The sequence below is a fragment of the Dictyobacter kobayashii genome (assembly GCF_003967555.1).
Classification (GTDB): Bacteria; Chloroflexota; Ktedonobacteria; order Ktedonobacterales; family Ktedonobacteraceae; genus Dictyobacter; species Dictyobacter kobayashii.
Window position 1 is genome coordinate 905,188 of the sequence record NZ_BIFS01000002.1, and the last position, 24,618, is coordinate 929,805.

Below are 24,618 nucleotides of genomic sequence, written 5' to 3' on the forward strand. Positions count from 1 at the left end.
GATGCAACAGGGGCGCGGATGCGCCCCTGTTGCATCAACTTAGAAAACCGCTTTCTCAGCACCGCAGGTACTCATGAGTATTCTTGGGTGGTGCGAAAAAAGGCGTGCATGCGCCCCTGTTGCACTAACTTAGAAAACCGCTTTCTCAGCACCGCAGGTACTCATGAGTATTCTTGGGTGGTGCGAAAAAGGGCGTGCATGCGCCCCTGTTGCACTAACTTAGAAAACCGCTTTCTCAGCACCGCAGGTACTCATGAGTATTCTTGGGTGGTGCGAAAAAGGGCGTGCATGCGCCCCTGTTGCATCAACTTAGAAAACCGCTTTCTCAGCACCGCAGGTACTCATGAGTATTCTTGGGTGGTGCGAAAAGGGCGCCCAGCGCCCCTGTTGCATCAACTTAGAAAACCGCTTTCTCAGCACCGCAGGTACTCATGAGTATTCTTGGGTGGTGCGAAAAGGGCGCCCAGCGCCCTTTTCGCACCACCCAAGAATAAAAGCTCGGGCGCGTATGCGCACGTCCGCGCGAGAGTGATAGTAGACATTGTATACATGATGGACAGGAGTTTTATTCTAAACTCCTGTAATTGTAATCTACCCAGAATCGTGTATAGTAAGGGTAGAGGTTGACCCACCTTGAGCGGCTCACCTTTTTAGTGTGAAAAGTATATGAGGAGAAACCGTTTGCAGCTCAGAATTTACTTTAATCCGGCCGAACTTAGCTTTGTTGAGCCGTCAGTTGATGATGTTTATATTGTAATTGATGTAATGCGTGCAACTACAACGATGACCGTTATGTTTGAACAAGGCGCCCGGCAGGTTTTGGCCGCCCAAACACTTGAGCAGGCTCTGGAGGCCGGACGCAAAGTGCCGGGTCGAATCTTGTGTGGGGAACGTCATACCGAAACCCCTGCTGGCTTTGATTATGGGAATTCGCCAGCCCAGTTTGCAGGGATGGATCTCAGTAATCGTGAGCTTGTTCTTACTACCAGCAATGGTACCCGTGCCTTGTTCGCTTGCCCCGAAAAAAGTGTACGCCTGGCTGGTTGTTTCTATAATGGAGTTGCTGCTGTCAGCCAGGCGTTGGAGATGGCCCAGGAGCGCCAATGCGATATCGCCATCATCTGCGCAGCCGAATATGGCTACTTTGCTCTGGAAGATGCTGCCTGTGCAGGCTACCTGGCCCAGGAACTACTACACCAATATCCTGATATCAACATTCATGATAGCGTCCACGGTGCCATCACCATTTACGAAAACTACCCTCCCGCCATGCTGCTTGAGAAAGCTCAATCCTCGCGCGATCTGCTCGCCATTGGACAACAAAAGGACCTGGAATACTGTCTCGCCAGGAATCAGAGTACCTGCGTTCCTATGGTCACGGGTGTGGAACATGAAACGGGTCTCCTCCAGCTCGCCTATCCAGCATCCCAGCTTGTCGAAATTTAAGCCATCTATAGGAGAGCGCTCAGCAGGGTTCTACACATAGCAGGCTAGAGCCACAAAGAGGTAAAATTGTGTAGGATCTTTTTTACACTGATAAATCAGATGGAGGAACTATGAGCGCATTACTACTCGGCATAGACATTGGCACCTCCAGTACAAAGGGTGTACTGGCTCGATCCGATGGAGCAATTGTAGCCACTAGCGAGCGGGCTCATCCTCTCTCACTCCCCCGCCCTGGCTGGGCTGAACACGATGCAGAAACGATCTGGTGGCAAGATTTTATAGCGATCTGCCAGGAATTGCTCCCTCAAGCACCTGATGGGATCGCCGCCCTCTGTGTCAGCGGAATAGGGGCATGCTTGCAGGTAGCGGACAAAGATGGTATGCCACTGCGACCAGCCATCCTTTATGGCATCGATACCCGGGCCACGCAAGAGATTGCCGATTTAAGCGAACGCTACGGTACCGAGACTATTTTAGAGCGCTGTGGCTCGCCACTGACTACGCAGGCCATTGGTCCCAAGCTCCTCTGGCTGCAACGCCATGAAACAGAAATATGGCAAAAAACACACTATATGTTGATGGCCAGTTCATTTATCGTGCTGCGCCTGACCGGTGAATATATTTTAGATCATCATTCAGCCAGCCAATGCGATCCACTTTACAATCTTAAGCAGCAGCGTTGGATTCCCGAATGGGCGCAGGAGATCGCGCCGGGACTGCAATTACCGCGCTTGCTATGGCCAGCAGAAATCGCAGGCACGGTTAGCAGGAGCGCGGCCAAAGTTACGGGCATTCCCGAGGGAACGCCGGTCGCGGCAGGAACAATCGATGCCTGGGCCGAGGCAGCCAGCGCGGGGGTGCGAGAGCCCGGTGATCTGATGATCATGTACGGAACCACAATGTTCTTTGTAGAAATACTGCAAGAACTACATCCTACTTCATCCCTCTGGGGTACGGCCGGCATTTTTCCCGGTACACAAACATTAGCCGCCGGTATGGCAACCTCGGGTGCATTGACTGGCTGGTTTCGCCAGCTAGTCAACGATCTTCCCTACGAACAGCTTTTAAAAGAGGCGGCCGTGGTCAAACCCGGCTCGGATGGCCTGGTTATTCTCCCTTATTTCGCGGGTGAGCGCACCCCTATCTTTGATCCACAGGCACGTGGAGTCATCAGCGGGCTCACTTTAAGCCATGGCAGGGGACATATCTATCGTGCCTTGCTGGAGGCCACTGCCTATGGTGTGCGTCATATATTAGAAACCATGGCAGAAGCCGGTAGCGGAGGAAAGCGCATAGTAGCCGTTGGAGGCGGTACCAGGGGCGGCTTATGGACCCAGATTGTCTCAGATATCACTGGCCGTACCCAGGAATTACCAGAGCAAACCATCGGCGCCAGCTATGGCGATGCCTGGCTGGCTGCCATTGCAGTGGGGCTGGCAAGCGAAAAGCAGACATGGAACAAGCGAGCGGCCATTGTGCAGCCTGATCCTCAAACACAAGCTACCTACCAGCAACTCTACAGTATCTATAGAGAGCTTTATCCAGCCACCCTCAAACAGGTTCACCAGTTAGCGAACCTGCAAGAAAAAAGTTAAATATATAACCTTTGCTTTAACACTTCTAGTTTATGCGATGCTGCCTATGTCATAAACTAGAAGTGTTGAAATCCAAATAACCTTCATCCCCCTGTTAGTAGCATGTTTTAGCGCAAAGATGTGGTATACTGCTGTCAATAAAACTCAATATCAGTAAACCGTAAAAGATAGGATCCAGCTATCCGCATATTGAGATTATTATTCTTCGTGAGATAACCAAATTTTGGGATATCAGCACACGTTCCATTGCTAAGAAAGCGCCATATTAACAATGAAAAGACACAATCCATTTCTAGAACGATTACGCAATGGTCCATTATTATGTGATGGAGGAATGGGAACAGAGCTCTATGCTCGCGGGATCTCCTATGAACGGTGCTTTGAGCACCTGAATCTCACGAATCCTGAGCTCATTAAGTCCATTCACCTGGATTATGTGGCGGCCGGTGCCCAGATTATTGAAACGAATACCTTTGGCGCCAATCGCTATCGGCTCGCCGAGCATGGCCTGGAGAACCAGGTGGTAGAGATCAATCGGGCAGGCGCAAAAATTGCCCGTGATGTGCGCGATTTAAGCGAGCAGCCGATTTTCCTGGCGGGAAATATTGGTCCGCTGGGTAGCCCCCTGGCTCCGATTGGCAATATTCAACCTGCCGATGCGCGCGCCGCCTTTGCCGAACAGACTGAAGCCCTGCTACAAAGCGGCGTAGATCTTCTGATCATCGAAACGATGTCGGACCTGGCCGAGATGCGCGAGGCACTGATGGCGGTACGCAGCGTCACAGATCTTCCCGTAGTCGCCTTGATGACGTTTGGCGAAGATGGCACCATTATCAGCGGTGAAGATGCGCATGCGGTAGCCAGCACATTGCGTGATCTAGGCGCCAACGTCTTTGGCGTCAACTGCGCCCTGGGTCCAGCCAGCATGTTCGATGTCGCCAAAAGCATGTGCAAGTATAGTACAGAAGATTTCTTTGTCGCCGTGCAGCCTAACGCGGGTCTACCCAGGCGTGTGGGGAACAGATTTATTTATGTGGCCACCCCCGAATACTTTGCCGAGTACACACGACGCTTCCTGGGTATTGGTATACGCCTGATCGGCGGCTGCTGTGGCACCACACCCAGACATATCGCCGCCATGCATGAGGTATTGAGTGAGTTAGCCCCAACGATCTCCCCTGAAGCCGATGCGCAGTCGAACACAACCACATTAGAAGCCCTGCGCGAACGCATGCAAGAGAATGCGGCCCAAAATACGGAAGAACAACCGGTTACCCAGCTGGCCGCACGGCTGCAAGAAGGTCGCTTCGTCATCAGCATTGAGATGAGCCCACCCCGAAGCGTCAAATTTACGCGTTTCCTGCAAAACGCCACCTTCATCCATGAGAGCGGGGCCGATACGATTAATATCACAGACAATGCCATGGCTCGCGTACGAATGAATAATGTGGCGGCGGCACGCTTAATCCAGCACAACGTGGGCATTGAGACCATTGTCCACTTCACCCCACGTGACCGCAACTTGATGGCGGTACAGAGCGATGTTATCGGAGCCTATGCGACTGAGATCCGCAACATCCTGGCCGTCACCGGCGATCCACCCAGTCATGGTGACTTCCCCAACTCCACAGGTATCTGGGATGTCGATAGCATCGGCCTGATCTCTATATTGAATAACTTGAATAAAGGACTCGACGGCAATCGTCGCAAGCTGGCCGCCTCAACATCATTCTTTATTGGTTGTGCCGCCAATCCGGCTGCTACCGATCTAGAACTAGAGTTGGAGCGCCTGCAACGCAAAATCACAGGCGGGGCCCAATATATCATGACCCAACCAGTCTTTGATGCAGGCACCTTCATGCATTTCATCAACAAATACCAGGATCTTTATGGGGAGATTTCAATTCCAATCCTGGTAGGCTTGCAACCATTGCACTCTTACCAGCAAGCAGAGAAATTCCATAACGAAGTGCCTGGGATTGTTATTCCTGAAGAGATTCGCAATCGCCTGCGCCAGGCGGGCGAGGCTGGTGGTGCCGTTGGATTAGAGATCATCAAAGAGCTCTTTGATAAGCTACAACCAGTTGTTCAGGGCGCCTATATCATGCCGCTGGACCGCTTTGAATTAATCAGCGAGCTTATCCCTTATATCCGCCAACGCACCACGCGGCAATAAAAATCACAGGAGCCTGGCTTTAAAAATACTGCCAGGCTCCTGTGATTAAACAAGGCGCGCTAAAAACTATAAGAAGATGCTACTCGCCTCGCAGCTTGCTATACACCATCAGATCGTGCCACGCCCCACCACGCCACTGGGCCTTGCGAATGATGAGTTCGCGCGTAAAGCCGGCCTTTTCCAGGGCACGCTGCTCAGCAATATTGGTCACATCAGTCGAAGCCTCAACACGCATAATAGGATAGGTCCTGAAGAGATAGTCGGCCAGCAGCCTTTGCGCTTCTACCCCATAGCCTTTGCCATGATATTCAGCTGCCAGGCTAATGCCGATCGCGAATTGATTACTGCCATCATTAGGACCATAGCGCACATTGCGATAATCGACAGTGCCCACAAACTCACCATCCAGATTCTCTACTACCAGCATGCCATGTTTTGAGCTCATAAAGCCACTGAACTCAAACAAACGCTGCAGATGGTTAGCGGGATTTAAGCCAAAATTGTTATATTCGCCTTCAAAAGCTGGATCATTAGACCGACTATGCATGATATCTAGATCAGCAGCCTTTACTGGCCGCAAGTTTATTTTTTCACCATGTATCATTCAACAATATCCTTATCGTCGCTATCCTATAACCTGATCCTTATCGTTGTGGACGAAACTGGCCCTATTCACCGCGAAGCCTGCTATAGAGCACCATATCGTGCCAATCTCCATTGCGCCACTGGGCTTTGCGCAGCACTCCTTCGCGTGTAAAGCCAGCTTTCATCAGGGCGCGCTGCTCAGCAATATTGGTGATATCGGTGGTAGCCTCAACGCGCATAACAGGATAGGTCTTAAAGAGGTAAGCGGCCAACAGCTTCTGGGCTTCTACACCATAACCTTTACCACGCTGCTCTGATAAAAGACTGATCCCAATATTATAGGCAGTACTTGATTCAGGCCCATAGCGAACCGAATGATAGCTGACTGTGCCTATCAATTGGTCGTCGGGGAGTGTGACAAGAAGGCTGCCAGAATGTGAGTTTAACAACCCATCATCTTCAAAGGCTGTGGCCAGGTGCCGATCGCGCTTCAAACCAAAATTATTGTATTCACCCTCAAATTCAGGGTCATTGGCATGTTCATGGAGACTATCCAGATCCGAGCGCCGTAACGGACGTAGACAAACTCTATCACCACGTATCATAATGATCTCATCCTTTATAGCTATAGATTAGATTAAATCATCATAAAACATCAAAACACTTCTGTCCACATATTATCGATGTGATGTTAAGGATGTACTTGACGGCCAATGTAACGCTGATAAGCATCTTGAATCAGATGATGGTGCTGTTGATAAGCTTGCAGGGCAGTTGTGCTAGCCAGTGGCATTATATCGCCATCTGGTAGCTCTAAATGGACCAACGAGTCTGGCTTCCAATAGAGACGATAAAGATCCCCAAAATAGTTTGTAACATAGCCCTTGGATAATGGTTCCAACAAGAAGAGCTCAAGTTTGACCTGGTTATAGAGTAGAGCTCGTTTGTGATGAAAATGCTTTTCACTCCTCACCACAACCCCAGCAGTTTCTTGTAACCATTTATCGACTAATTGAAAATCAGCGGCAGGATAGAGCAGATCGATATCAGCATGAGAACGAGGAGCTGAAAGTTGCCAGAGCTCTTCAGCCCAACCACCAAAGAGATAGGTGTGTATATCAGACACCTCCAGTTGCCGCATAACGGTACGTACAAATTCGATTGTATTTTGTGCCCTATACATCACAAATACCTTTCCAATCACAGATCATTGCTAGAATAATATGAGGATTATTGTACCAGAATGCCGACGCGTGCCAGTAATTGGCGGCAGAGATCCGCACGATATTTGATGGGTGGACGATCAGGGGAGTGGGAATCAGAGCCTGCGCTGGTCAATAAATGATGATTTTGCGCATAAGCAAGGTACATACAGGTCTGTTCGGCAGAGTGTAAGGGATAGTAGACTTCCAGACCATCCAGGGCTACCTCCTGACATAATTGATCGAGCATGGTTTCGCTATAGCGTGTAATATCTTCGCGTCCAGGATGGGCCAGGATGCAGAGTGCGCCTGCCCGGTGGGCGGCCTCGATGACGGGGTCAATATCATTGATAAACTCGCGCAAACCAGCATCGCTTAAAATCTTCCACAGAGTCGTGCTATTGGGTGCATATCTATGTCCAATCAGAAGGTTAGCAATATCTGACACACGCAATGGCATCCCACCTGTGGCAGCTAGCAAAGTCTGTTGGCGAGGAAATTGATATCCTTCTTGCACTAAATGTTCATACACCTCTCGCACATTCTCCTGCTGAGCCTGGAGCAAAGCATCTCCCAGAGCCTTTAACTCGTCGTGTTGGGAGCTAAAGCCATAGCAGAGAATATCGGTTGGATAACTACGCCAGCGGGTCGTCATCTCTACCGCCGCCAGCACAGGTAAGCCTTTTTGAGCAGCCAGTTGCTGAATCGCCAATGACGCATCAATACGGTCATGATCAGTAACAGCCACCAGGCCAAACTGCTCGCTCACCAGATAATCAACCAGCTGCTCAGGAGTCCAACGGCCATCACTATAAGTAGTATGCATCTGTAAATCAATGGCGTCATCAGGCGCTAATACCAATTGTGAAGTTAACGGATTCAATTGAGAGTCCTTTCAAGCGAGAAACCATCAACCATGTCCTACTTAAAATACGCGCAATGTAACTATTGATCAAATAAACAGTTTTTCCAAAGATGCAGAGAAAGACAATAAGCAGAGAATATATCGATACAAAATTAATGTATCTGCTAATATATGACTATTGGAACGTTCTTATGGTGGACAATTTATTACTGCATCGCACGAAGATAAAGCGGGAAGCGGCATCAAAAAGAGGCCTGGGATCTTGAAAAGGATGAGATTATGAGACGTTCGCTGATTGGTTTATGTTGCTGTTTGCTACTACTGGTGGGCTGTATACCCGCGCCAGCTACTACCACACAGCCCTTAATTTCTGCAATCCATACATCAACAGCTACCATCGCAACCACGCCCATCGCAACAGTACGGCCACTTCCCACAGGCAAACTTCCTGGCTGGTATCAGCAATCAAGCATTCTATGGAGCGGCTATTCAGCGCCACAGCAAGGGATACAGGGAGTACGAGCACATTGGATCGAGCCACAGGTATCCGGCCAGCCCGGCTCCAATATGTTTATCTGGATTGGAGTGGGAGGCTGGGCGAATACACTGAATGAACTGGTTCAAATTGGGACGCTGGCCTACACAAATGATAGAGGTTTTACGATACATAAGGTCTGGTATGAGACCGTGCCACAATTGAGCCACGAAACGTCTATGACGGTCGAAGCCGGGGATGATATTGCCGCCATCATGACTTTAACTGCAGGTAGCACACAGAGTTGGCAACTCTCACTGTATGATGTAACACAACATACCTCATATAGCACCAGCATCGATTATCCCTCGCACCAGGTCTACGCCGATTTTATCGTGGAGGACCCACATCTAAACTCAACCGACATTGAAGCGTCACTCTATCCATTTCAACACTTTAAAACGGTAAAATTCACCGGCGCGCAAGTACTCTATAACAACGGCTGGTCATCAATCGGCGCATTACGCATGATGCAGATAAGTATGCAACGAAACAACCAGACCATCGCCTATCCCAGCAATATCACGCTACCAGATTCCTTTAACATCATCCATACTTGATACTAAAAGGCTTGCCCAACTCAATTTATAGAGCCTGAATCTACTTTACCTCTTATAACGTGCTACAAAAGCAGCTACTAGACTGCACTGCGTTACAAAGATAAACAAAACTTAGAGTAGGAGCGACTTATGATCAGCTCTCATTCTGTCTGGGCACAATCCTCTCTACCCACCAAGCGCGTGGTTGGAGTGGTCGTAATAGTTGGATTTGCGCTCCTCTTCTCTTAGAGTATATCAATGCGTGCAAGACTTTATAACAACGAGAACTCTACTATATTAAACACATATCATATAGCACAGCAATTATCCAATACGATACTGAAACACTAACTCAACACAAAGCTCACCTACCACAAACAAAACAAAATCACCCGGCAGATCTATAACAACGTTCATCATCCCATACCATGAAAAATCACAAACAACCAACCATCGCCTATCCCAGCAATATCACGCTACCAGATTCCTTTAACATCATCCATACTTGATACTAAAAGGCTTGCCCAACTCAATTTATAGAGCCTGAATCTACTTTACCTCTATAACGTGCTACAAAAGCAGCTACTAGACTGCACTGCGTACAAAGATAAACAAAACTAGAGTAGGAGCGACTTATGATCAGCTCTCATTCTGTCTGGCACAATCCTCTCTACCCACCAAGCGCGTGGTTGGAGTGGTCGTAATAGTTGGATTTGCGCTCCTCTTCTCTTTAGAGTATATCAATGGAAACAAATTTGGCCTGTTCGGCAGCGTTATCTGGGCTCTTCTATCTCCTACCATATTTGGGGACAGCATTTTATTTCTATCCGTAGGCTTCAACAGCATGCAGCAAGAACAAACTACCTGGCGCAAACAATCCATCTTTCTACAAGGCATTGGATCTTTATTGCAGGCAATCGGTATATTGATAATATCCTGTGTATTTACAATATCAGGACCTTTCAACCAGATCTTACCGCCGCTGTTTATCCTTTTTCTTAACTTCATGGGTCTATTTATAATATTTACACATGTAAATCAATCGTTCATACTCATCCGAATGCATTCTAACCGCAAAAATAGACGGGCAAAGGAAAGGATGAGTGAGCCAGCCCGCAATCGAGCAAATGATACAAATGCTGATATCAATTAACAAGAGAACGGGCCTGGTAGGCGATATCACTCAATGAGATATACATCTCTGGTGGGGTCAAAGCGTCTCTCATCGCTTGCTAGCGGGACATAGGCAAAGACCTGCTTCTTCGGATTATTAAGACGAACAAGAAGGCCATCCAAATCCTCTTCGTATTTACCACCATTTTTTTCAGGGAGAACGCGGCTATGGCCATAAAACCAGCGCTGGACAATGTCTTTAAGACCCAGATTATCCAACGTGCTCTTTATGGCTGGGGGATTGATGCCTCTATTCGAGGTCAGTGCCAGGGTGATATTCCGTAGTTTGTTGGGGTCATGAAGATCAGATTCAGAGAAAGAGATGTCCGGAAGCGTGTGGCTTATCACATAATAGCTTCCTTGAGCGAACAAAGGAAGTGCTCGCTCAAACTGCGTCCATGCATCTAAAAACGTTTGTCCATACCCTTCCCGGGCAAGTATCCAGTCTCTAACAATCTGAGATTCTCCTTTATCGGCTGTGAGGACAGATTGACCATCAACGAGTACCGGTTCATCCTGCTCATCATATTTTAATCCGACGAACTTTCTAAATGGTCCAAATTCTGCAGCCATGTCATCATGATTCCCTCGTAAGCAATGGAAGTGCTCAGGATATTGGAGCTTGAGATACATGATCATAGCTCCAGCCCCAAGTGAACGCACCATCTCTTTATCCAACAGTTCAGGAGTCCACTCTCCATCCAGATTAATTACCCAGTTGGAGCGTTCTTCTGAATGCACAATGTCGCCAACACAGACAACATTTATAAGTCCTTGCTGTAAGAGTTCAAAGACCTGCCTACCCGCAAAAGGGCCTTCCATGAGGGGCGTCTGAAAGATTGCCAGGAGCATCTCACGGCGAGCATGTAGGTCAGGGATAATTAAGGTTGGTAGATCAGGCAGATGTAGCAAGCTACCAGGAGGAGGTAACACTTTGACAATGGCCTCAAGGGCAGCGCGATAGGTCTCTACAGGCTCAAGTTGATTATGCCTGGCAAAGTCACTGAGCATTTCAAAGGTGCTAGCCGGATTATTTAATACATTCAACATGGTCAGATATCCTCTCTCTTCAATTTATCAATTCAAGAACAAAGTTATTTCGCTCTTAAAAACTGGTATGAGCACAATCTGTTGCTACGGAGAGTATATGGTTGAGAGGTACTAACGAGCATCGTTCAAATAGGGTATTTCATAGACACGTTTTAGCATGCGCGCAATCCAGGTAAAGATCGTTTAATCGAACGATACAAGAAAGATCTTGTATCCATTGCGTTATTTCTATGCCAGGTGATGTTCGAGCGCGTAACGGGTTGCTTCACTACGTGAATTTACCGCCAGTTTGTTATAGATCGAACGCACATGGGCATTGACAGTAACCGGACTAATAGTAAGGCAGCGCGCAATCTGAGGATTAGTGAACCCTCTGGTCATGAGGTCGAGAACCTCCATTTCACGAAGAGTGAGCGGAGCCGGCATTGGTGAGCGCTTAGTTTTTGCAGTATGCTCTGATACCGGTTTGAGGATAGAAGCATTGAGGGCCAGTTGTGGTGTAAGTGCGCATCCCTCCTGCCACAGCGCCTTGAAGGCACGCTCGCCTAGTTGAGTCTGGGCGCTAGCAATTAGCTGCTCGTATAAAGATTCGTCCGCTGATGCCTTAGGAAGATCAGCCTTCGAACGTGCTGTTGCGCCGCGGCCAGGAGGAGTGTAGCCCACTCAGGTTGGCCCTGGGCCATCACAATCTTCCCCAGAAATTCCAGGCCATACACAATCGCGAACCGGCTATCGCGCTCAATGAAAACACTAAGACTCTCTTCAGTATATGTCTGTGCCTGGGCATAGTCTCGCCGTTCAAAAGAAAGACGAGCAAAGGTTTGAAGTAAAAGCGCCACTCCTTTGCTGTTACCCAGCTCCTTGTAACACTTGAGGCTCTCCTGGAGAAGGCCCATGCCTGCTACCGCCTCGTTCTGATAGAGTCTGGCATGTCCCATAAGGCAAAGCGCCCAGGCGCTCCCTTCCTGGTTCCTGGTTTCACGCGTAATAGTGAGACCCTCAGCAGCCTGCTGGTAAGCAAGTGTATACTCACCGCGGACGAGTGCAAATCTTGCCACTTCCAAAAAGCCATTGCCCAACTCCCACGCATCGCCAACCCCTCGATACAACTCCAGGCTCTCTTCTGCCAGCAACTGGGCTTGCTCTGGTTCTCCCTGAACATCGAACACCTGGGCCTGTAGATTGAGTGCAGCCGCGCAGCCGCGCATATCATCCAACTCCCAGCACAAGGCGAAACTCTCCCGAATCAATGGCAGGGCTTCATCGGGTTGAAATTGAGAAGAGAATACATCTGCCAAAAGCAGCAGTGCCCGGGCACACCCTGGGCGATCTCCTACAGCTCGATAGAGCGAGAGGCTCTCTTGGAGAAAGGTTAGAGCCTCAGAACGTCGGCCGTGTAAACGCGCCATTTTACCAAGTTCATTGAGGACCGTGGCGGCCCCGAGGCTGTCTCCCTGTTGACGGTATAGTAGCAGGCTCTCTTCATGGAATGATATACAGCGATCGTAGGCGTGCTGATAGAAAGCCAGGATACCAGCCGTCGCCAGCGCTCTTGCCCATATCAGAACAGGAATAACACTCGCGGCGTCGCGCTGCAGAAGGATTTGGGACAGGACATGATACTCTTTCTCATACAGCCAGCTTCCATCCGCCATCCAGAAAGCCCGGAGCGCGCCTCCAAAGCGCAGAGTCAGTTCCGTCTCATGCTGTTCGATTGTCCAACGCCATGCGGCTCGTACATTTGCGAGTTCCTGTGTGAGACATCTATACCAGACACTGCTCAACATATGCTCTCGTTCAGACTCTAGCATTTCGACCCAAGTAAGATAATAATTTGCATGGGCACGACACGCCAATTCTTCTTCCGCTGAATGCTGGGTTAGACATTCCCAGGCGTATTCACGCACCGTTTCGAGCATGAGCAGGCGTCGCTCTCCATTATTTGACTCCTTCTGCTGGAGAAGGCTCTTCTCAAGCAGTAAAGTCAGCAGATCAGCAATGCCCTGGCCTGCTCCGCATACTTGTTCGGCGGCTTCAACCGTAAAACCACCTTGAAAAACAGCAAGCAATCTAAAGAGGTGTTGTTCTTGCCAATCAAGCAAGGTATAGCTCCAGGAAAGAGTATCTCTTAGTGTCTTTTGACGAGGAGGAAGATCATGTGAGCCGTTGGTAAGGAGGGGGAGCCGCTTCTCCAGACGCTCCAAAAGAGCCTGAGGTGAAAAGAGTCGCAGGCGCGCGGCCGCCAGTTCTAGAGCGAGCGGCAATCCGTCCAGGTGAACACAAATTTTTGCAACATAAGCTGCATTGATCTTATTGAGTTGAAAATCTGGCTGGAAGGTCTGCACCCGTTGTACAAAAAGTCGAACTGAGGCTGATTGTACAAGTTCCGCGGGGGCATAGTTCGCCTGGATATCTGGTAAAGATAGTGGTGAAATATATAGTTCATATGCACCACGAACATGAAGAGTAACGCGACTGGTAACCAGGAACTTAAGCTGTGGGCAAGCGATCAGCAATTCAAGAAGAAGTGGGGCCGCGCTGCTAACCTGCTCAAAATTATCGAGCAGCAAGAGCATACGCTTCTCCTTGAGGGCTGCTTTGAGTGTCTCAAGCAGTTGCTGCCGCTCCACAGCATGGATATTAAGTTGCTGACAAAGCGCCTGTATAACCTCATCCGGCTCACGAATGGAATCCAGGAAAATGTAAGCACAATCATCACAGAAAAGATGCTGCATATGCTGTGCAATCGCCAGCGCAAGACGTGTTTTCCCAACGCCTCCAGCACCAATCAGCGTCAACAACCGTACATCATCTCGTTTGAGCATTGTTCCAGCCGCATCTATCTCTGACTCACGCCCAATGCATGGAGTAAGCAACATGGTCAGCGATAGATTTTTTGCGCCAGGCTCTAACACACTCTTCACTCCCCCAACAATATGCAATTCACATCACATATATATTTGTGTCAGAAATACGTAAAATTTAGCGATAAGTTGCAATGCCGCTTTCAAAGGCCTGCTGGTCATTATGTTCCAGGCCAAATAGCGCTTCCAGCAGCGCAAAGGTTCCTTGATAAAAGAGGATGCGTCCCCAGAATTGCTCAATTTCAGGATATATAGTGGCAAAGCACCGCAAAAAGGGCTCGCCATAACAACTGAGCAAGCCAGCGAAATCATAGGCAGGATCTCCCAGGCTCATGCCGCCAAAATCGATGATGCCACTGATAGCCTGTTGTTCAGCGGAGTATAAAATATTACTGCTCCCAAAGTCGCCATGCTTGAGCACCGCGGCGTAGGAAAAATTGCCAGGCTCAGCGAGAAAATGCTCAAAGTGCTGGCTGGCCCAGGTCCGGGCAGCTGGCCGCATAAAAGGGAAACAACGTTCACGAATACGGGTATACACATCCAGGCAGCCATCATACGTATCAGCACGTTGAAGTGTAGCAGTGGGTAAGGTCTGAACGGGAAGGGAAGCGGAAGATAAACTCATCATTGATGATAAGGATATCATTATTCTGTCCATGCGCTACCAATTCAACATTTTGCACCATAAACTCGGGATACCAATGGTAAATACTTTGTAGATATTGCTCTTTTATATCCATCTGCTCTTTCTCTCATTGCTCATTTAGCTCTATAAAGATGCCTGAAGTATCTTCATCTACATCAATATTATAGTATAATGGTTACCTCCAACTAAGAACCACATTACGCTTTACCTATCCGCTGGTCGCAGTATTTCTTCAACATCTGTCCCTTTTATGATAATCAAATCATTGAGCATACAGCTAGATATTCCATAGGCTAATCCGGGACATTGGTGGCGTTCATCCTAGTAAAAGGTGCAACAGGAGAATAGAAATGGAAGACACAGATGGAAATTTCTTAGAGATCGTAACGGCCAATGCCCCTTATACGGGTACCTGGGCGGCTGCATTGCGCCATTTTCTGCCCGTGATACCCATCGCAGCTTCTCTCATAAGTGCGATCATTTTTATCGTACCGTGGACACAAGATCAGTCATCCTTAACATTATGGTTAGGACCATTTACACCATTTGTGGGCGGCACCGTGCTAGCATGTTTACTATGGATGATACTGGCAGCGATCCAGCGTCGCTTTACCGCGATCGACAGCGCAAATGCTAACAGCTATGATGCACTATGTAAACGCCTGAAGAATTTAGATTACCACATAGCCATAGCCTTTCCTGATGCTACGCAGCAAGCAGAAACATACGACTTACTAAATCGACTAAAAAAGGGACCAGCCAGCAAAAAGCCAGCAACTCAAGCAGCAGCAAGCGCTAGCCAGGCTCCCGATGTCACGAAATCCCCCGTACCAACCACTGCCGACGATAATAAAACTATCACACCACAGACACTCCTACTCTCATACCGGAATGCGATTTATGCAGGCATGATGGAACAAACCACAGCCTGGGTCATTGGCACAGGCTATATTAAACTGTGGAACCTCATGAACCAGGCTGAAGAATTGTTAATTACCCTCGAACCACTTGATAAAGTAGTGCAGGACGCCATCTATGATGATATGCGACTGAATCAAGCCAATATTACCAATAGCGACGAATGGGAAAACAAACTGCGGGCAGCGGTAGCAGTAATAGATGAATCCGCTACCAATTACCTTAAACCTTCAACAAAAATCCCCAACTCTACAACAGCCACAACAAATGACAATGCACCAGAGCCAAAGCCGGGGCCGCAAAATATCACACCACAAGTGGAAGAAAAACAGAATCAGGCACGCGCAATATTGCAACTGGTGCGCGAGATGATCAATAGCTTTAATACCAATAACTGGAGCGGCTTAATTACAGCTCGCAATCAGCTCATAAATACAATGATGCTGGCTGGCCTGACCACCTATGTTGCGACCCAGATCGCCATTATCATTCACATAAAAGCTCAACATCTCATCGGCATTATTATCTTTGGCCTGATTGGCGCCCTGGTAGGACTCTTTGGTCGCCTGTACCAGGAATCGCAGGCGGCTAATGATATAGATGATTATAACCTGGGAGCCGCCCGCCTGGTTGCGGCGCCGCTACTCTCAGGGTTAGCGGCCATTATCGGAGTTTTAATCGTCGCCAAAGTAAGCAGTCTGGATGATCTCTATAATGTGAAAAGTATTCTTAGCAATTTTGTGCTTGCTGCTACCTTTGGTCTGACTCCCAACCTGGTTATTAATCAGCTCCAGAAACAATCAAACCAATATACAGGTAATCTGAAGAGTACGCAGCCCACCAGTGGTCAATAGAAGGTTTATAGAAATGAGGTTCTCACTTGCGTATGTGCGCTGACGCGCCCGAATCTTTTTTCTTCAATGGTGCAAAATTTGCACCATTGAGATTTTTGCACCATGCAAGAATTTTGAACATATTAAAATTTAAAGGAGGCTTAAAACTATAGGTTACCGCGGCGTGAACGAACGGTCGCCAGTTGGGCGGCATCAATAATAGCCTCAGCCATGTAGGCGCCGGACAGATCAGCCCGGCGTAGATCAGCGCCGCTGAGGTTTGCTCGGCTGAGGTCAGCACCGCGTAAATCACAATTAGCCAGGCAGGCATTGCTTAGATTGGCTCCTCCTAAATCAACTTCCGCCAGATTAGCATCCCGCAAATTAGTACCTACCAGTTGGGCACCGTTCAAATTGCCGTTATTAAAATCCGCACTGGACAGATTAGCGCCATTGAAATTCATATCGGAGAGGTCAAACTCGCCAAAATGAGCTCCGCTTAAATCCTCGCCCGACAGATCTAACACAACATCGCTGTGTTCTCTCCTCCATCCATTCCAATATTGGGGCCGGCTCGTCCGCATAAGAGTTATCAGATCAACCCGATCCATGACTTTATCTCCTTAGCCCAGGTCTTGCCTATCCACACGCCTAAAACACGCTACATAAAACAAATTCAATGGTTTTCAGCAGACTTCCTACCAGGCAAACATTAGTCTACACCTCTATTGTAGTCTCAATCCTACTATTTCAGTACCCCATCAGTAACGGAATATTGTTATAGATATATAAACCAGGCGTTTATGGGCCTGTAAGCAAGCCTGGGGAGTGTAGTATAGTGTAGGAAACTACAATTCTTCTTAATTAAGCTTACAAGAAACGGATAGATAAGACAAATTAAATGACCGGGGACAGAATATATTATGCAGAGAGCACGTTTACGCGAGCTTGGGATTAGCATTGGGACTTTACCAACTGGCCAGTATAATGCGATTACCGATGTACCAGGAGTTTTAGTTGGTCATGAAACAATTATTTCCGATGAAGAACGCACAGCTCGTACAGGAGTAACAGTAATTGTGCCGCGCAATGGCGATATTTGGAGCAACCATGCGTTTGCGGGCTTCTTCAATTTCAACGGCTGCGGAGAGATGACGGGTCTGCCCTGGATCGCTGAAGCAGGCGTGATCCATACCGCGATAGGGATCACCAATACTAATTCTGTAGGCACCGTACGAGATGCGCTATGTGCCTATCCCCTGGAGATGGCCGAAAAATGGCACACGCCCCCTTCAATCGCAGCTTCGTGGCTTGGTTCACTACCCGTGGTGGCCGAGACCTGGGATGGCTGGCTCAATGATATTGGAGCTTTTCATGTCACCAAAGAGCATGCCTTTAAGGCATTGGAAAACGCACACAGCGGCTGGGTCGCGGAAGGAAATGTGGGCGGTGGAACGGGAATGATCTGTCATGAATTCAAAGGTGGCATTGGCACTTCATCCCGAATAGTAGAGTGCCTGGGAGAACAATACACGGTTGGCGTGCTGGTCCAAAGCAATTATGGCAGTCGCGGTTTGCTGCGCGTAGATGGCGTTCCGGTTGGACGCGAGATCGATTACACAAAAGTAGCCGATCCCTGGGCCACTCCTCCCAAAGGCGGCTCCATTATCGTCATTATAGCCACCGATGCGCCACTGCTGCCAATCCAATGCAACCGCCTGGCCAAACGAGCGACAGTCGGCTTATCAAGGGCCGGAGGAGTCGGACACAACGGTAGTGGGGATATATTTCTCGCGTTCTCAACCGGAAATGACGTTCCAATGGGTGCTGAGGCGCCCTTGAACGTGAAAATGCTCCCACATGATCAACTCAATCCATTTTTTGAAGCGGTCGCCGAAGCAACGGAAGAGTCTATCTTGAATGCGCTCACGGCCGCCGAAACCATGACCGGCTGGCAAGGCCGTACAGTCCATGCATTACCGCTGGACGAGTTGCAGCGTATCATGCAGGCATACCGTCCTCAATAGCATGGTAGTCCGCGGAGGCCACTTGATCAAAGTTGCGTTTGTTCAGGAATGCGAGGGTAACGCTGAGAGGCGCGATCGATCTCTTGTTGCAAGAAATAGTTCAGGAGGGTACGAATAGTCGCAATGGCGGCAAGTTGTCCAATTTCTGACCATGTGGGGGCAATAGCGGTACGTAAGATATCGGCGCCAAGCTCAAATTCGAGGGCCAGAGCCAACCAGCGTCCCAGCCGCAAGCGAATATGTTCGGTCTGTGCTTCCTGAGTGGAGGGTTTGCGGAAAAACAAGAGGGCAGCATGTAAGAATGCCTGTAAAGCTGCAAAGGCGATGATGAGGGCGGCCCCTGCTTCGACGCAGGATGCGAGGTAGCTGGTTGCAAGCTTGAAAAACTCTTCCATTTAGCCATCCCCATGCGTGTTTTTTTGTTTTTCTCTGGTGTCGCCTGACGGCGGCACCAGAGAAAAAGAGAGTTTGGGGGCACAGCCCCATAGGCCCCCAGTCACAAGGGGTTGTTCACCCCTTGCATCCCCGCTTTCGCCTGCTGTAGCAAATTAAAGGAGAGAAAGAGGTTAGGAGCACAGCCCCCAGACTCCCCAATCGAGGGCTGCTACCCGCTTTTCTAGAGACTACTCAGGGAAAACTCTGCCTGGAAGTGGCCAGGTTCTTGAATTTATTTTGTTTAAACCAGGCCGGAATGTGGTGCATTGGCCATGGTGTGGGCTATGGAACGTGTTTGGAAGTAGCGTGCCAGGAACAACACGCCAAAGACAATGGCATAAATTCCAATCAGCCAGATTACTGTCAGCAGGCCAATTCCAGGTTGGACCGCTATCAAAACACCAAAGATGATGGAGGCAATACCCGCCAACACCAACCACCAGTCCCTTCCAACATCCGTGTGAGAAGAAAAGGCAGCCATTATTTCAGTGACGCCAGTGATAACCGCCCAGGCAGCGATCACATAGAGAAGTGCCAGCGCGGTAAGTCCCGGCCATACAAAGGCGATAATACCAGCCAGAATACTAACGATACCTTCAACGACTAACAATCCCCAGTTGTGAGCAGTTCTGCCCCGTGCAGCAGAAAAGATACTAGCAACGCCATCTACAATAGCATAGGCACCAAACAGGACGATCAACAGGGCCAATGTCTTACCTGGCCAACCAAGGGCCAGAATGCCAAAGAGAATCGCGATGATGCCCCTAAACAACAATGACCAGCGGTAATCACGAAACAATGTTTCCATGATCATTCTTCTCCTCGATTAAATCTCTCTATTAACGATGGGGATTAGCCCTCATTTTTATTCCTTTCTTCCTCGATATATATATCAATATAGGCGAATTGACATCCTCCAAATGTGGTATTTTTTTGCGAGAACAAAAAAATAGCCCCCCAAAGGGGCAGGAATAGTGGATTTACTACAATAGATATTGTTTACATTAAACGAGCATAATAGCCCATATGGGCAGGACTCAGTCACATAAAGAACAGGTTTGTCCAAATTAAGCTCCATGCAGCGTCAATATAATAGAGAACAGATGCAGAATTTTTTACCAGATTTATCAACAAGAAACAGAATATTTGATTAGAAGAGCAAATTTACGTTTGAATCAAACAGGATGCCGTAATTGATCAGTCTAAGACATCTGGAGGGACGACAATGAAAGAGACAGCGAGAGGGTTATTGACCCTGGAAGAACAGCCTGAGACATTCACTATCCTGCATAAAGGCGCACGTTGCTATGCTCGGTCTTTGAAACAAGCCTTTCATGGCCTCATCCATCCACAGTCAAATGTAGTCATTGAACAGCAGCCAGATGTAGTTCAATATCGCTCCATTGCAAGAACCAGCCTGCTAGATCCAGCGCAACAAAAACGCTTGAAAAGTAGAATCTATGTCGTAGACTACTATATAGAGAGACGAGAAGAAGTCAGCAATTAAACTACCTATTTCAAAGCAGCGGACTGGATGTCTCCCAAAGCCTCCAACAGATCCACTTCCAGGCATCCAGTAGCAGCCAGATAAGCAGTAGCATAGAGATAAGAGCGCAGCCTATTTAACCGTGATTGTCCCATTAGTATTCACATGGATGGTAACCGATTTGAGCGGCCGGGTCGCTGGCCCCTTTAGCACCGCACCCGCATGCTGGGGATCAAATTGGGAATGGTGCAAAGGGCAGATCAATTTGTGGGTCTGTGGATCATAATTAACCAGCGCCTGCTGATGGGAACAGGCCCGATCATAAGCCACCAATTGACCATCAGGCAGGTGAATCAAAATATCCTCACGATTAGTAACAGGATTCTTAAAAATTTGTGCTGTGTTCTTCGCAGGAACGGTGGTGTGGATAACAGCACCGCTTGTAGCAGGCAAGGATTGTGGCTTATGTGCCTCTGTCTGACCGGGTACCTGTAGCGTTCCATTCTGGAATAAACGCAACAGGCTAAACCCACCACCCAACAAGACGCCCGCGGTAATTACGCCATTCACGGCCATTACCACCCGGCGACGCCCCATATCAGGCCGTACATTGGCCTTCGACTGCTCTTTAGCCACCGCAGTAGCAGCAGGATTGGTGGCGCCGCCTGGCAATGGTGGTGGAGAGCCCAGGGGAGACTGCTCACGGGGTCCAACTGGAGATGTCGCCTGATATACACGTCGAGCCATGTCAGGGCTCACCATTTCAGCCACAGGGCCACGAGGAGCAGGTCCCAGCGCCAACTCTTTGGGATTGGGAATACTCTGCAACTTAAAGGTATTACCAGGAAAAGTAGGGGCCACGCTGGGAACGCGGCTGGATGTAATACCTGCCATAGCCACCACATTTTCGCCATTCTCCCCTGGAGGTAAAGTATCCACCAACGCCAGATGGACATTCATTGGCAGAGCAGTACCTGGTGGTTTGGGGGCCGGGCGAGCGGCTTCCTCCATCACGTCTAAAACGCGCTCAAAGGCTGTAACCAGTTTACCGGGTGACTGCAAGCGGAAGGCCGGATCTCTCTCAAGCGCACGCTGCAAGGCGATATCTAAGGCCGCCGGCACATCTGGAGAGACAGCCTGGAGAGAAGGGATACGCTCATCCACATGTTTCCGCAGGATAACAAAAGGGTCAGGATCAGAAAAAGGTGGGTGCCCACACAACATCTCGAAAATCAAAATACCCAGTGCATAGACATCAGACCGAGCATCAAATGGGCCACCCAGAATAACTTCCGGAGCAATATAGACGGGATTGGTTAATAAAGTACCCGCCACGCTGAACAAACCAGGATACTGATGAGCCACCTGGCCAATGCCGCGCATCTCTAACATATGTGCCAGGCCAAAACCAGCCACCATCACACTATAGATGCCATCAGGTCCACCCTGCCGTACCAGAAGAACATTTGAGGATTTAAGCGTACCGTGAATAACATGATTATTATGAGCATAATCTAATGCATCAGCGATCTGACGCAACAAGGCCAGCATCAAATCAGGAGCGCAACGCTGCTGTCGCTTCAAAAACGAAGCTACAGTCTCACCCTCAATCAGTGGAGTCACCAGGTAAGGATAGCCATATTGTTCACCAAAGGCATATGTAGGTACGATATAAGGATGTTGCAAACGGCACAAGGCAGCGGCCTGCTGGTTAAAGCGCGTCATAAAGCGTTCCCGAGCCGCCCCTTTACAATCCTCAGGCAACAAAAAAAACCGTCAACATCACTTCCCGCGGCTCACTACCTTGCCATTGACAGAATACGCGTCAGCGCGCTCACCCTGACCAATGAGCTTGTGTGTCAGGTGATAATCACCTAATTTTTTACCGACAAGGTCCTCCACGGGTACGAGCATTTCATCCCCCTTGATATCTGCCATCCAATGATCCAGGAAACCCGATCATCAGATAAAGTGTATATACAGTACACATGTAGCGTCAATAGAATCGAGACACCAATAGGACTTGTGGATAATGGTGATGCCTGATATATCAATATATTCCAATCCAAAACGCACGCTGCTACGGTCCTCCTTTTATACCAATCAAGTTGTAGTTTTGGGCTACGCAACATAACGTTCTCGAAGTTTTCAAGTGCATTGCGCTATACTACCCCTACGTGTTGCCTGAAGCCGCAGTCAACAAAAACTCAAAGCATGCTCTTAAAAGCAATCTTAAACGCGCCGCTTGAGCGCGGCTAGCGCTGCTGCCCCTACCCTTATAAAGCGGCAAAAAAACGTATATAAGAAATACACCTGGAGATAGACGTTGAAACGATCGCATTTTACACGCGAAATCATAGAATTGATAGCAATTACCCTGCTGCTATTCATAGTGATCCGCTTCATAATCCATGGTTATCATATGCAAAGCACCAGCATGCAACCAGAGATTAGTAGTGACGCATATATCATGGTAAATCGAACCTCCTACATGTTCGGAGGGCCTCAGCGCGGAGATGCGGTTGTCGTCCACTATCCACCCAATCCCAATATCGACGTCATGGCTCGCATCGTCGGATTGCCTGGCGACGTTATAAAAACCGATAGCACTCATCTCACAATCAATGGCGTAGTACTTCAGGAACCATATGTGCAAAAAGCCTTTAATCCTGAGGCGCGCGAATGGAAAGTACCGGCCAATTCTTACTTTGTGTTGAATGACAATCGTCCAATGACAGACGACTCACGCAGCTGGGGAACAGTAAGCAGCGACATGGTGGTAGGCAAAGCGGTAATAGTTTTCTGGCCCGTCAACGCATGGAAAATCATTAATAATTATCCATCTGTCTTTAGCCAGGTCAAGGATAATCATTAAACATAGGAAAAGGACCGCCCGCCCGAGCAATTACGAAAAGTTAAGAAAATCTCCAGTGATTTCTCGCTGGCTATAGAATTACATAAGTTTGCACATTGCATTCCGGCTTTCCTCACGTTATGATATGGAATGTATCATACCAGGCAGCATTCGAGAACCGCGACCACAAGACCAAAAGGGACAGGCTAAAGATCATCCTTTTGAGGCTGCTGCTAGCAACCGATAGCGCATCAGGTATGCTATAAATGCTTTTGAGATATACAAGGAAGTCGTATGCAGTTACCACCTCGATCTGTCCCTGCGCAAACAGGGCTCGAACGTTTTCTCGCCGCCTGTCAACGGCAAACAACGGACGCGACACCAGTCTGGTTTATGCGCCAGGCGGGACATTGTCTGACTGAATATCGCACATTGCGAGAATCCTATGATATTTTAACTATCGCCCGTACTCCTGAACTTTGCTCGCGGGTATCGCTAATGCCTGTGTCCCAATACGGAGTCGATGCAGCGGTAATGTATACAGAATATCCTTCCCTTTGCCGGCATGGGCCTGCAAACCGAGCTTGATCCAGCACGTGGGCCTATCGTAAGCAATCCAGTTCGCACGCTGCAAGATGTTACCGCACTGCGCGTTCAAGCAGCCGACGAGGCGACACCATTTGTCATGGAAGCGATACGGATGGTCAAAAAGGAGTTAAGCCAGCAGCAGGCCGTGATAGCTATTGCCGGCGGCCCCTTTACGCTGGCACTCTACATGATCGAAGGGATACCCACGCGTGAGTACAGTACGGCAAAAGCGCTGATGTACCAACACCCCGACATCTGGCATGCCTTGATGAATAAAATAACAGATGTCCTGATCAGCTATGTACAGGCAGAGACCCGGGCTGGCGCAGATGCCATTCAACTTTTTGATAGCAATGTAGGCATACTGGGACCAGGAGCATACACACACTTTGTCCAACCCTACTCACAACGCGTTCTGGCAGCAATCAAGCAAGCTGGAGCACAGAGTATTCATTTCGGTACGGCCAATGCCAGCCTGCTAACGGCCATGGCTGAAGCGGGCGGCGATGTACTGGGGGTAGATTGGCGCGTAGATATCGATCAAGCGTGGCAACAGATTGGCTTCGAGCACGGCATAATGGGGAATCTAGATCCAACGCTCCTACTTGCCCCCTGGGAAACAGTGGTCGAGGGTACAGAAAATGTGCTCAACAGGATTCAGCGCCGGCCAGGCCATATCTTTAACCTGGGGCACGCAATTCATCCCGCCACCAATCCTGACCATTTGCGCCGGCTCGTCGATATGGTACACAGCTATAACGGCCATGCAGCTAACTAAAAATCCCAGAGAGGGTACAGATT

23 protein-coding genes are annotated in these 24,618 nt (G+C 48.8%); 10 read left to right on the forward strand and 13 right to left on the reverse strand.

Features of this window, described 5'->3' with window-relative positions; translation table 11 throughout:
- The first annotated feature begins 681 nt into the window (after window positions 1-681).
- The 3 genes from EL645_RS30705 (at window position 682) to EL645_RS30715 (ending at window position 5,217) form a co-directional block, all read left to right on the forward strand.
- On the forward strand, window positions 682-1,446 hold the full coding sequence (locus EL645_RS30705; RefSeq protein WP_161977830.1) for a 2-phosphosulfolactate phosphatase: 765 nt from the start codon (window positions 682-684) through the stop codon (window positions 1,444-1,446).
- Between the two features lie 110 nt (window positions 1,447-1,556).
- A complete protein-coding gene (locus EL645_RS30710) occupies window positions 1,557-3,041 on the forward strand; it encodes an FGGY-family carbohydrate kinase (RefSeq protein ID WP_126556002.1) in 1,485 nt (494 codons plus the stop codon).
- Window positions 3,042-3,312: 271 nt separating this feature from the next.
- Window positions 3,313-5,217: a bifunctional homocysteine S-methyltransferase/methylenetetrahydrofolate reductase gene (locus EL645_RS30715; RefSeq protein WP_126556005.1), complete on the forward strand. Its 1,905-nt coding sequence runs from the start codon at window positions 3,313-3,315 to the stop codon at window positions 5,215-5,217.
- 79 nt (window positions 5,218-5,296) lie between these two features.
- On the opposite strand, the gene EL645_RS30720 is transcribed toward EL645_RS30715, so the two are convergent.
- The 4 genes from EL645_RS30720 to EL645_RS30735 form a co-directional block, all read right to left on the reverse strand.
- Window positions 5,297-5,821, reverse strand: a complete 525-nt coding sequence (locus EL645_RS30720) for a GNAT family N-acetyltransferase (protein WP_126556008.1) — start codon at window positions 5,819-5,821, stop codon at window positions 5,297-5,299.
- Between the two features lie 64 nt (window positions 5,822-5,885).
- A complete protein-coding gene (locus EL645_RS30725) occupies window positions 5,886-6,407 on the reverse strand; it encodes a GNAT family N-acetyltransferase (RefSeq protein WP_126556011.1) in 522 nt (173 codons plus the stop codon).
- 86 nt (window positions 6,408-6,493) lie between these two features.
- Window positions 6,494-6,985, reverse strand: a complete 492-nt coding sequence (locus tag EL645_RS30730) for a hypothetical protein (RefSeq protein WP_126556014.1) — start codon at window positions 6,983-6,985, stop codon at window positions 6,494-6,496.
- Between the two features lie 47 nt (window positions 6,986-7,032).
- The gene (locus EL645_RS30735; RefSeq protein ID WP_126556017.1) at window positions 7,033-7,887 is read right to left on the reverse strand and encodes a PHP domain-containing protein; all 855 of its coding nucleotides are present in this window, start codon (window positions 7,885-7,887) and stop codon (window positions 7,033-7,035) included.
- A gap of 261 nt (window positions 7,888-8,148) precedes the next feature.
- On the opposite strand from EL645_RS30735, the gene EL645_RS30740 reads away from it, so the two are divergent.
- Window positions 8,149-8,964, forward strand: coding sequence for a G1 family glutamic endopeptidase (locus EL645_RS30740; RefSeq protein WP_126556021.1), 816 nt, complete (start codon window positions 8,149-8,151; stop codon window positions 8,962-8,964).
- Window positions 8,965-10,122: 1,158 nt separating this feature from the next.
- Here EL645_RS30740 and EL645_RS30745 read toward each other — a convergent pair.
- The 4 genes from EL645_RS30745 to EL645_RS30760 form a co-directional block, all read right to left on the reverse strand.
- Entirely contained in the window at window positions 10,123-11,166 is a 1,044-nt protein-coding gene (locus EL645_RS30745) for a metallophosphoesterase (protein ID WP_126556024.1), read from the reverse strand.
- A gap of 228 nt (window positions 11,167-11,394) precedes the next feature.
- A complete protein-coding gene (locus tag EL645_RS39695) occupies window positions 11,395-11,592 on the reverse strand; it encodes a response regulator transcription factor (RefSeq protein ID WP_281276434.1) in 198 nt (65 codons plus the stop codon).
- Between the two features lie 143 nt (window positions 11,593-11,735).
- Window positions 11,736-14,081, reverse strand: a complete 2,346-nt coding sequence (locus EL645_RS30755; RefSeq protein ID WP_126556030.1) for an ATP-binding protein — start codon at window positions 14,079-14,081, stop codon at window positions 11,736-11,738.
- 67 nt (window positions 14,082-14,148) lie between these two features.
- Window positions 14,149-14,676: a phosphotransferase family protein gene (locus EL645_RS30760; protein ID WP_161977832.1), complete on the reverse strand. Its 528-nt coding sequence runs from the start codon at window positions 14,674-14,676 to the stop codon at window positions 14,149-14,151.
- 350 nt (window positions 14,677-15,026) lie between these two features.
- Between EL645_RS30760 and EL645_RS30765 the strand changes: the two genes are divergently transcribed.
- Window positions 15,027-16,448: a hypothetical protein gene (locus tag EL645_RS30765; RefSeq protein ID WP_126556046.1), complete on the forward strand. Its 1,422-nt coding sequence runs from the start codon at window positions 15,027-15,029 to the stop codon at window positions 16,446-16,448.
- A 146-nt stretch (window positions 16,449-16,594) separates the two neighbouring features.
- Here EL645_RS30765 and EL645_RS30770 read toward each other — a convergent pair whose 3' ends face one another.
- The gene (locus tag EL645_RS30770; RefSeq protein WP_126556049.1) at window positions 16,595-17,038 is read right to left on the reverse strand and encodes a pentapeptide repeat-containing protein; all 444 of its coding nucleotides are present in this window, start codon (window positions 17,036-17,038) and stop codon (window positions 16,595-16,597) included.
- A gap of 312 nt (window positions 17,039-17,350) precedes the next feature.
- Here EL645_RS30770 and EL645_RS30775 point away from each other — a divergent pair, with 312 nt between their 5' ends.
- Window positions 17,351-18,454, forward strand: a complete 1,104-nt coding sequence (locus EL645_RS30775) for a DmpA family aminopeptidase (protein ID WP_126556052.1) — start codon at window positions 17,351-17,353, stop codon at window positions 18,452-18,454.
- A gap of 26 nt (window positions 18,455-18,480) precedes the next feature.
- Here the strand turns inward: EL645_RS30775 and EL645_RS30780 are convergent, their stop codons facing one another.
- On the reverse strand, window positions 18,481-18,849 hold the full coding sequence (locus tag EL645_RS30780) for a DUF1622 domain-containing protein (protein ID WP_126556055.1): 369 nt from the start codon (window positions 18,847-18,849) through the stop codon (window positions 18,481-18,483).
- A gap of 281 nt (window positions 18,850-19,130) precedes the next feature.
- Entirely contained in the window at window positions 19,131-19,697 is a 567-nt protein-coding gene (locus tag EL645_RS30785; RefSeq protein WP_126556058.1) for an HdeD family acid-resistance protein, read from the reverse strand.
- A 417-nt stretch (window positions 19,698-20,114) separates the two neighbouring features.
- Here EL645_RS30785 and EL645_RS30790 point away from each other — a divergent pair, with 417 nt between their 5' ends.
- A complete protein-coding gene (locus EL645_RS30790) occupies window positions 20,115-20,396 on the forward strand; it encodes a hypothetical protein (RefSeq protein WP_126556061.1) in 282 nt (93 codons plus the stop codon).
- Between the two features lie 111 nt (window positions 20,397-20,507).
- Here EL645_RS30790 and EL645_RS30795 read toward each other — a convergent pair whose 3' ends face one another.
- Window positions 20,508-22,142 carry a protein kinase domain-containing protein gene (locus EL645_RS30795; protein ID WP_307720595.1) on the reverse strand — a complete coding sequence of 545 codons (1,635 nt, stop codon included), beginning with the start codon at window positions 22,140-22,142 and terminating at the stop codon, window positions 20,508-20,510.
- A 15-nt stretch (window positions 22,143-22,157) separates the two neighbouring features.
- The gene (locus tag EL645_RS44660) at window positions 22,158-22,289 is read right to left on the reverse strand and encodes a hypothetical protein (protein WP_281276436.1); all 132 of its coding nucleotides are present in this window, start codon (window positions 22,287-22,289) and stop codon (window positions 22,158-22,160) included.
- A gap of 412 nt (window positions 22,290-22,701) precedes the next feature.
- On the opposite strand from EL645_RS44660, the gene lepB reads away from it, so the two are divergent.
- From lepB to EL645_RS30805, 3 genes are all read left to right on the forward strand, one after another.
- Window positions 22,702-23,250: a signal peptidase I gene (gene lepB, locus EL645_RS30800; protein ID WP_126556067.1), complete on the forward strand. Its 549-nt coding sequence runs from the start codon at window positions 22,702-22,704 to the stop codon at window positions 23,248-23,250.
- A 273-nt stretch (window positions 23,251-23,523) separates the two neighbouring features.
- Window positions 23,524-23,817 carry a uroporphyrinogen decarboxylase family protein gene (locus EL645_RS44665; RefSeq protein WP_281276438.1) on the forward strand — a complete coding sequence of 98 codons (294 nt, stop codon included), beginning with the start codon at window positions 23,524-23,526 and terminating at the stop codon, window positions 23,815-23,817.
- Window positions 23,795-24,595 (forward strand): uroporphyrinogen decarboxylase family protein, encoded by an 801-nt coding sequence (locus tag EL645_RS30805; protein ID WP_281276439.1) that lies wholly within the window; start codon window positions 23,795-23,797, stop codon window positions 24,593-24,595. The genes EL645_RS44665 and EL645_RS30805 overlap by 23 nt, the downstream gene beginning before the upstream one ends.
- Window positions 24,596-24,618 lie beyond the last annotated feature (23 nt).

What these genes read in the sequence shown, in the direction of transcription:
- EL645_RS44665 (WP_281276438.1), top strand. Translation starts at nt 23,524, where the DNA reads ATGCAGTTACCACCTCGATCTGTCCCTGCGCAAACAGGGCTCGAACGT.
- EL645_RS30710 (WP_126556002.1), top strand. Translation starts at nt 1,557, where the DNA reads ATGAGCGCATTACTACTCGGCATAGACATTGGCACCTCCAGTACAAAG.
- EL645_RS30765 (WP_126556046.1), top strand. Translation starts at nt 15,027, where the DNA reads ATGGAAGACACAGATGGAAATTTCTTAGAGATCGTAACGGCCAATGCC.
- EL645_RS30805 (WP_281276439.1), top strand. Translation starts at nt 23,795, where the DNA reads ATGGGCCTGCAAACCGAGCTTGATCCAGCACGTGGGCCTATCGTAAGC.
- EL645_RS30725 (WP_126556011.1), bottom strand. Translation starts at nt 6,407, where the DNA reads ATGATACGTGGTGATAGAGTTTGTCTACGTCCGTTACGGCGCTCGGAT.
- EL645_RS30745 (WP_126556024.1), bottom strand. Translation starts at nt 11,166, where the DNA reads ATGTTGAATGTATTAAATAATCCGGCTAGCACCTTTGAAATGCTCAGT.
- EL645_RS39695 (WP_281276434.1), bottom strand. Translation starts at nt 11,592, where the DNA reads ATGCCGGCTCCGCTCACTCTTCGTGAAATGGAGGTTCTCGACCTCATG.
- EL645_RS30775 (WP_126556052.1), top strand. Translation starts at nt 17,351, where the DNA reads ATGCAGAGAGCACGTTTACGCGAGCTTGGGATTAGCATTGGGACTTTA.
- EL645_RS30720 (WP_126556008.1), bottom strand. Translation starts at nt 5,821, where the DNA reads ATGATACATGGTGAAAAAATAAACTTGCGGCCAGTAAAGGCTGCTGAT.
- EL645_RS44660 (WP_281276436.1), bottom strand. Translation starts at nt 22,289, where the DNA reads ATGCTCGTACCCGTGGAGGACCTTGTCGGTAAAAAATTAGGTGATTAT.
- EL645_RS30715 (WP_126556005.1), top strand. Translation starts at nt 3,313, where the DNA reads ATGAAAAGACACAATCCATTTCTAGAACGATTACGCAATGGTCCATTA.
- EL645_RS30780 (WP_126556055.1), bottom strand. Translation starts at nt 18,849, where the DNA reads ATGGAAGAGTTTTTCAAGCTTGCAACCAGCTACCTCGCATCCTGCGTC.
- EL645_RS30760 (WP_161977832.1), bottom strand. Translation starts at nt 14,676, where the DNA reads ATGATATCCTTATCATCAATGATGAGTTTATCTTCCGCTTCCCTTCCC.
- EL645_RS30790 (WP_126556061.1), top strand. Translation starts at nt 20,115, where the DNA reads ATGAAAGAGACAGCGAGAGGGTTATTGACCCTGGAAGAACAGCCTGAG.
- EL645_RS30730 (WP_126556014.1), bottom strand. Translation starts at nt 6,985, where the DNA reads ATGTATAGGGCACAAAATACAATCGAATTTGTACGTACCGTTATGCGG.
- EL645_RS30740 (WP_126556021.1), top strand. Translation starts at nt 8,149, where the DNA reads ATGAGACGTTCGCTGATTGGTTTATGTTGCTGTTTGCTACTACTGGTG.
- EL645_RS30785 (WP_126556058.1), bottom strand. Translation starts at nt 19,697, where the DNA reads ATGGAAACATTGTTTCGTGATTACCGCTGGTCATTGTTGTTTAGGGGC.
- EL645_RS30770 (WP_126556049.1), bottom strand. Translation starts at nt 17,038, where the DNA reads ATGGATCGGGTTGATCTGATAACTCTTATGCGGACGAGCCGGCCCCAA.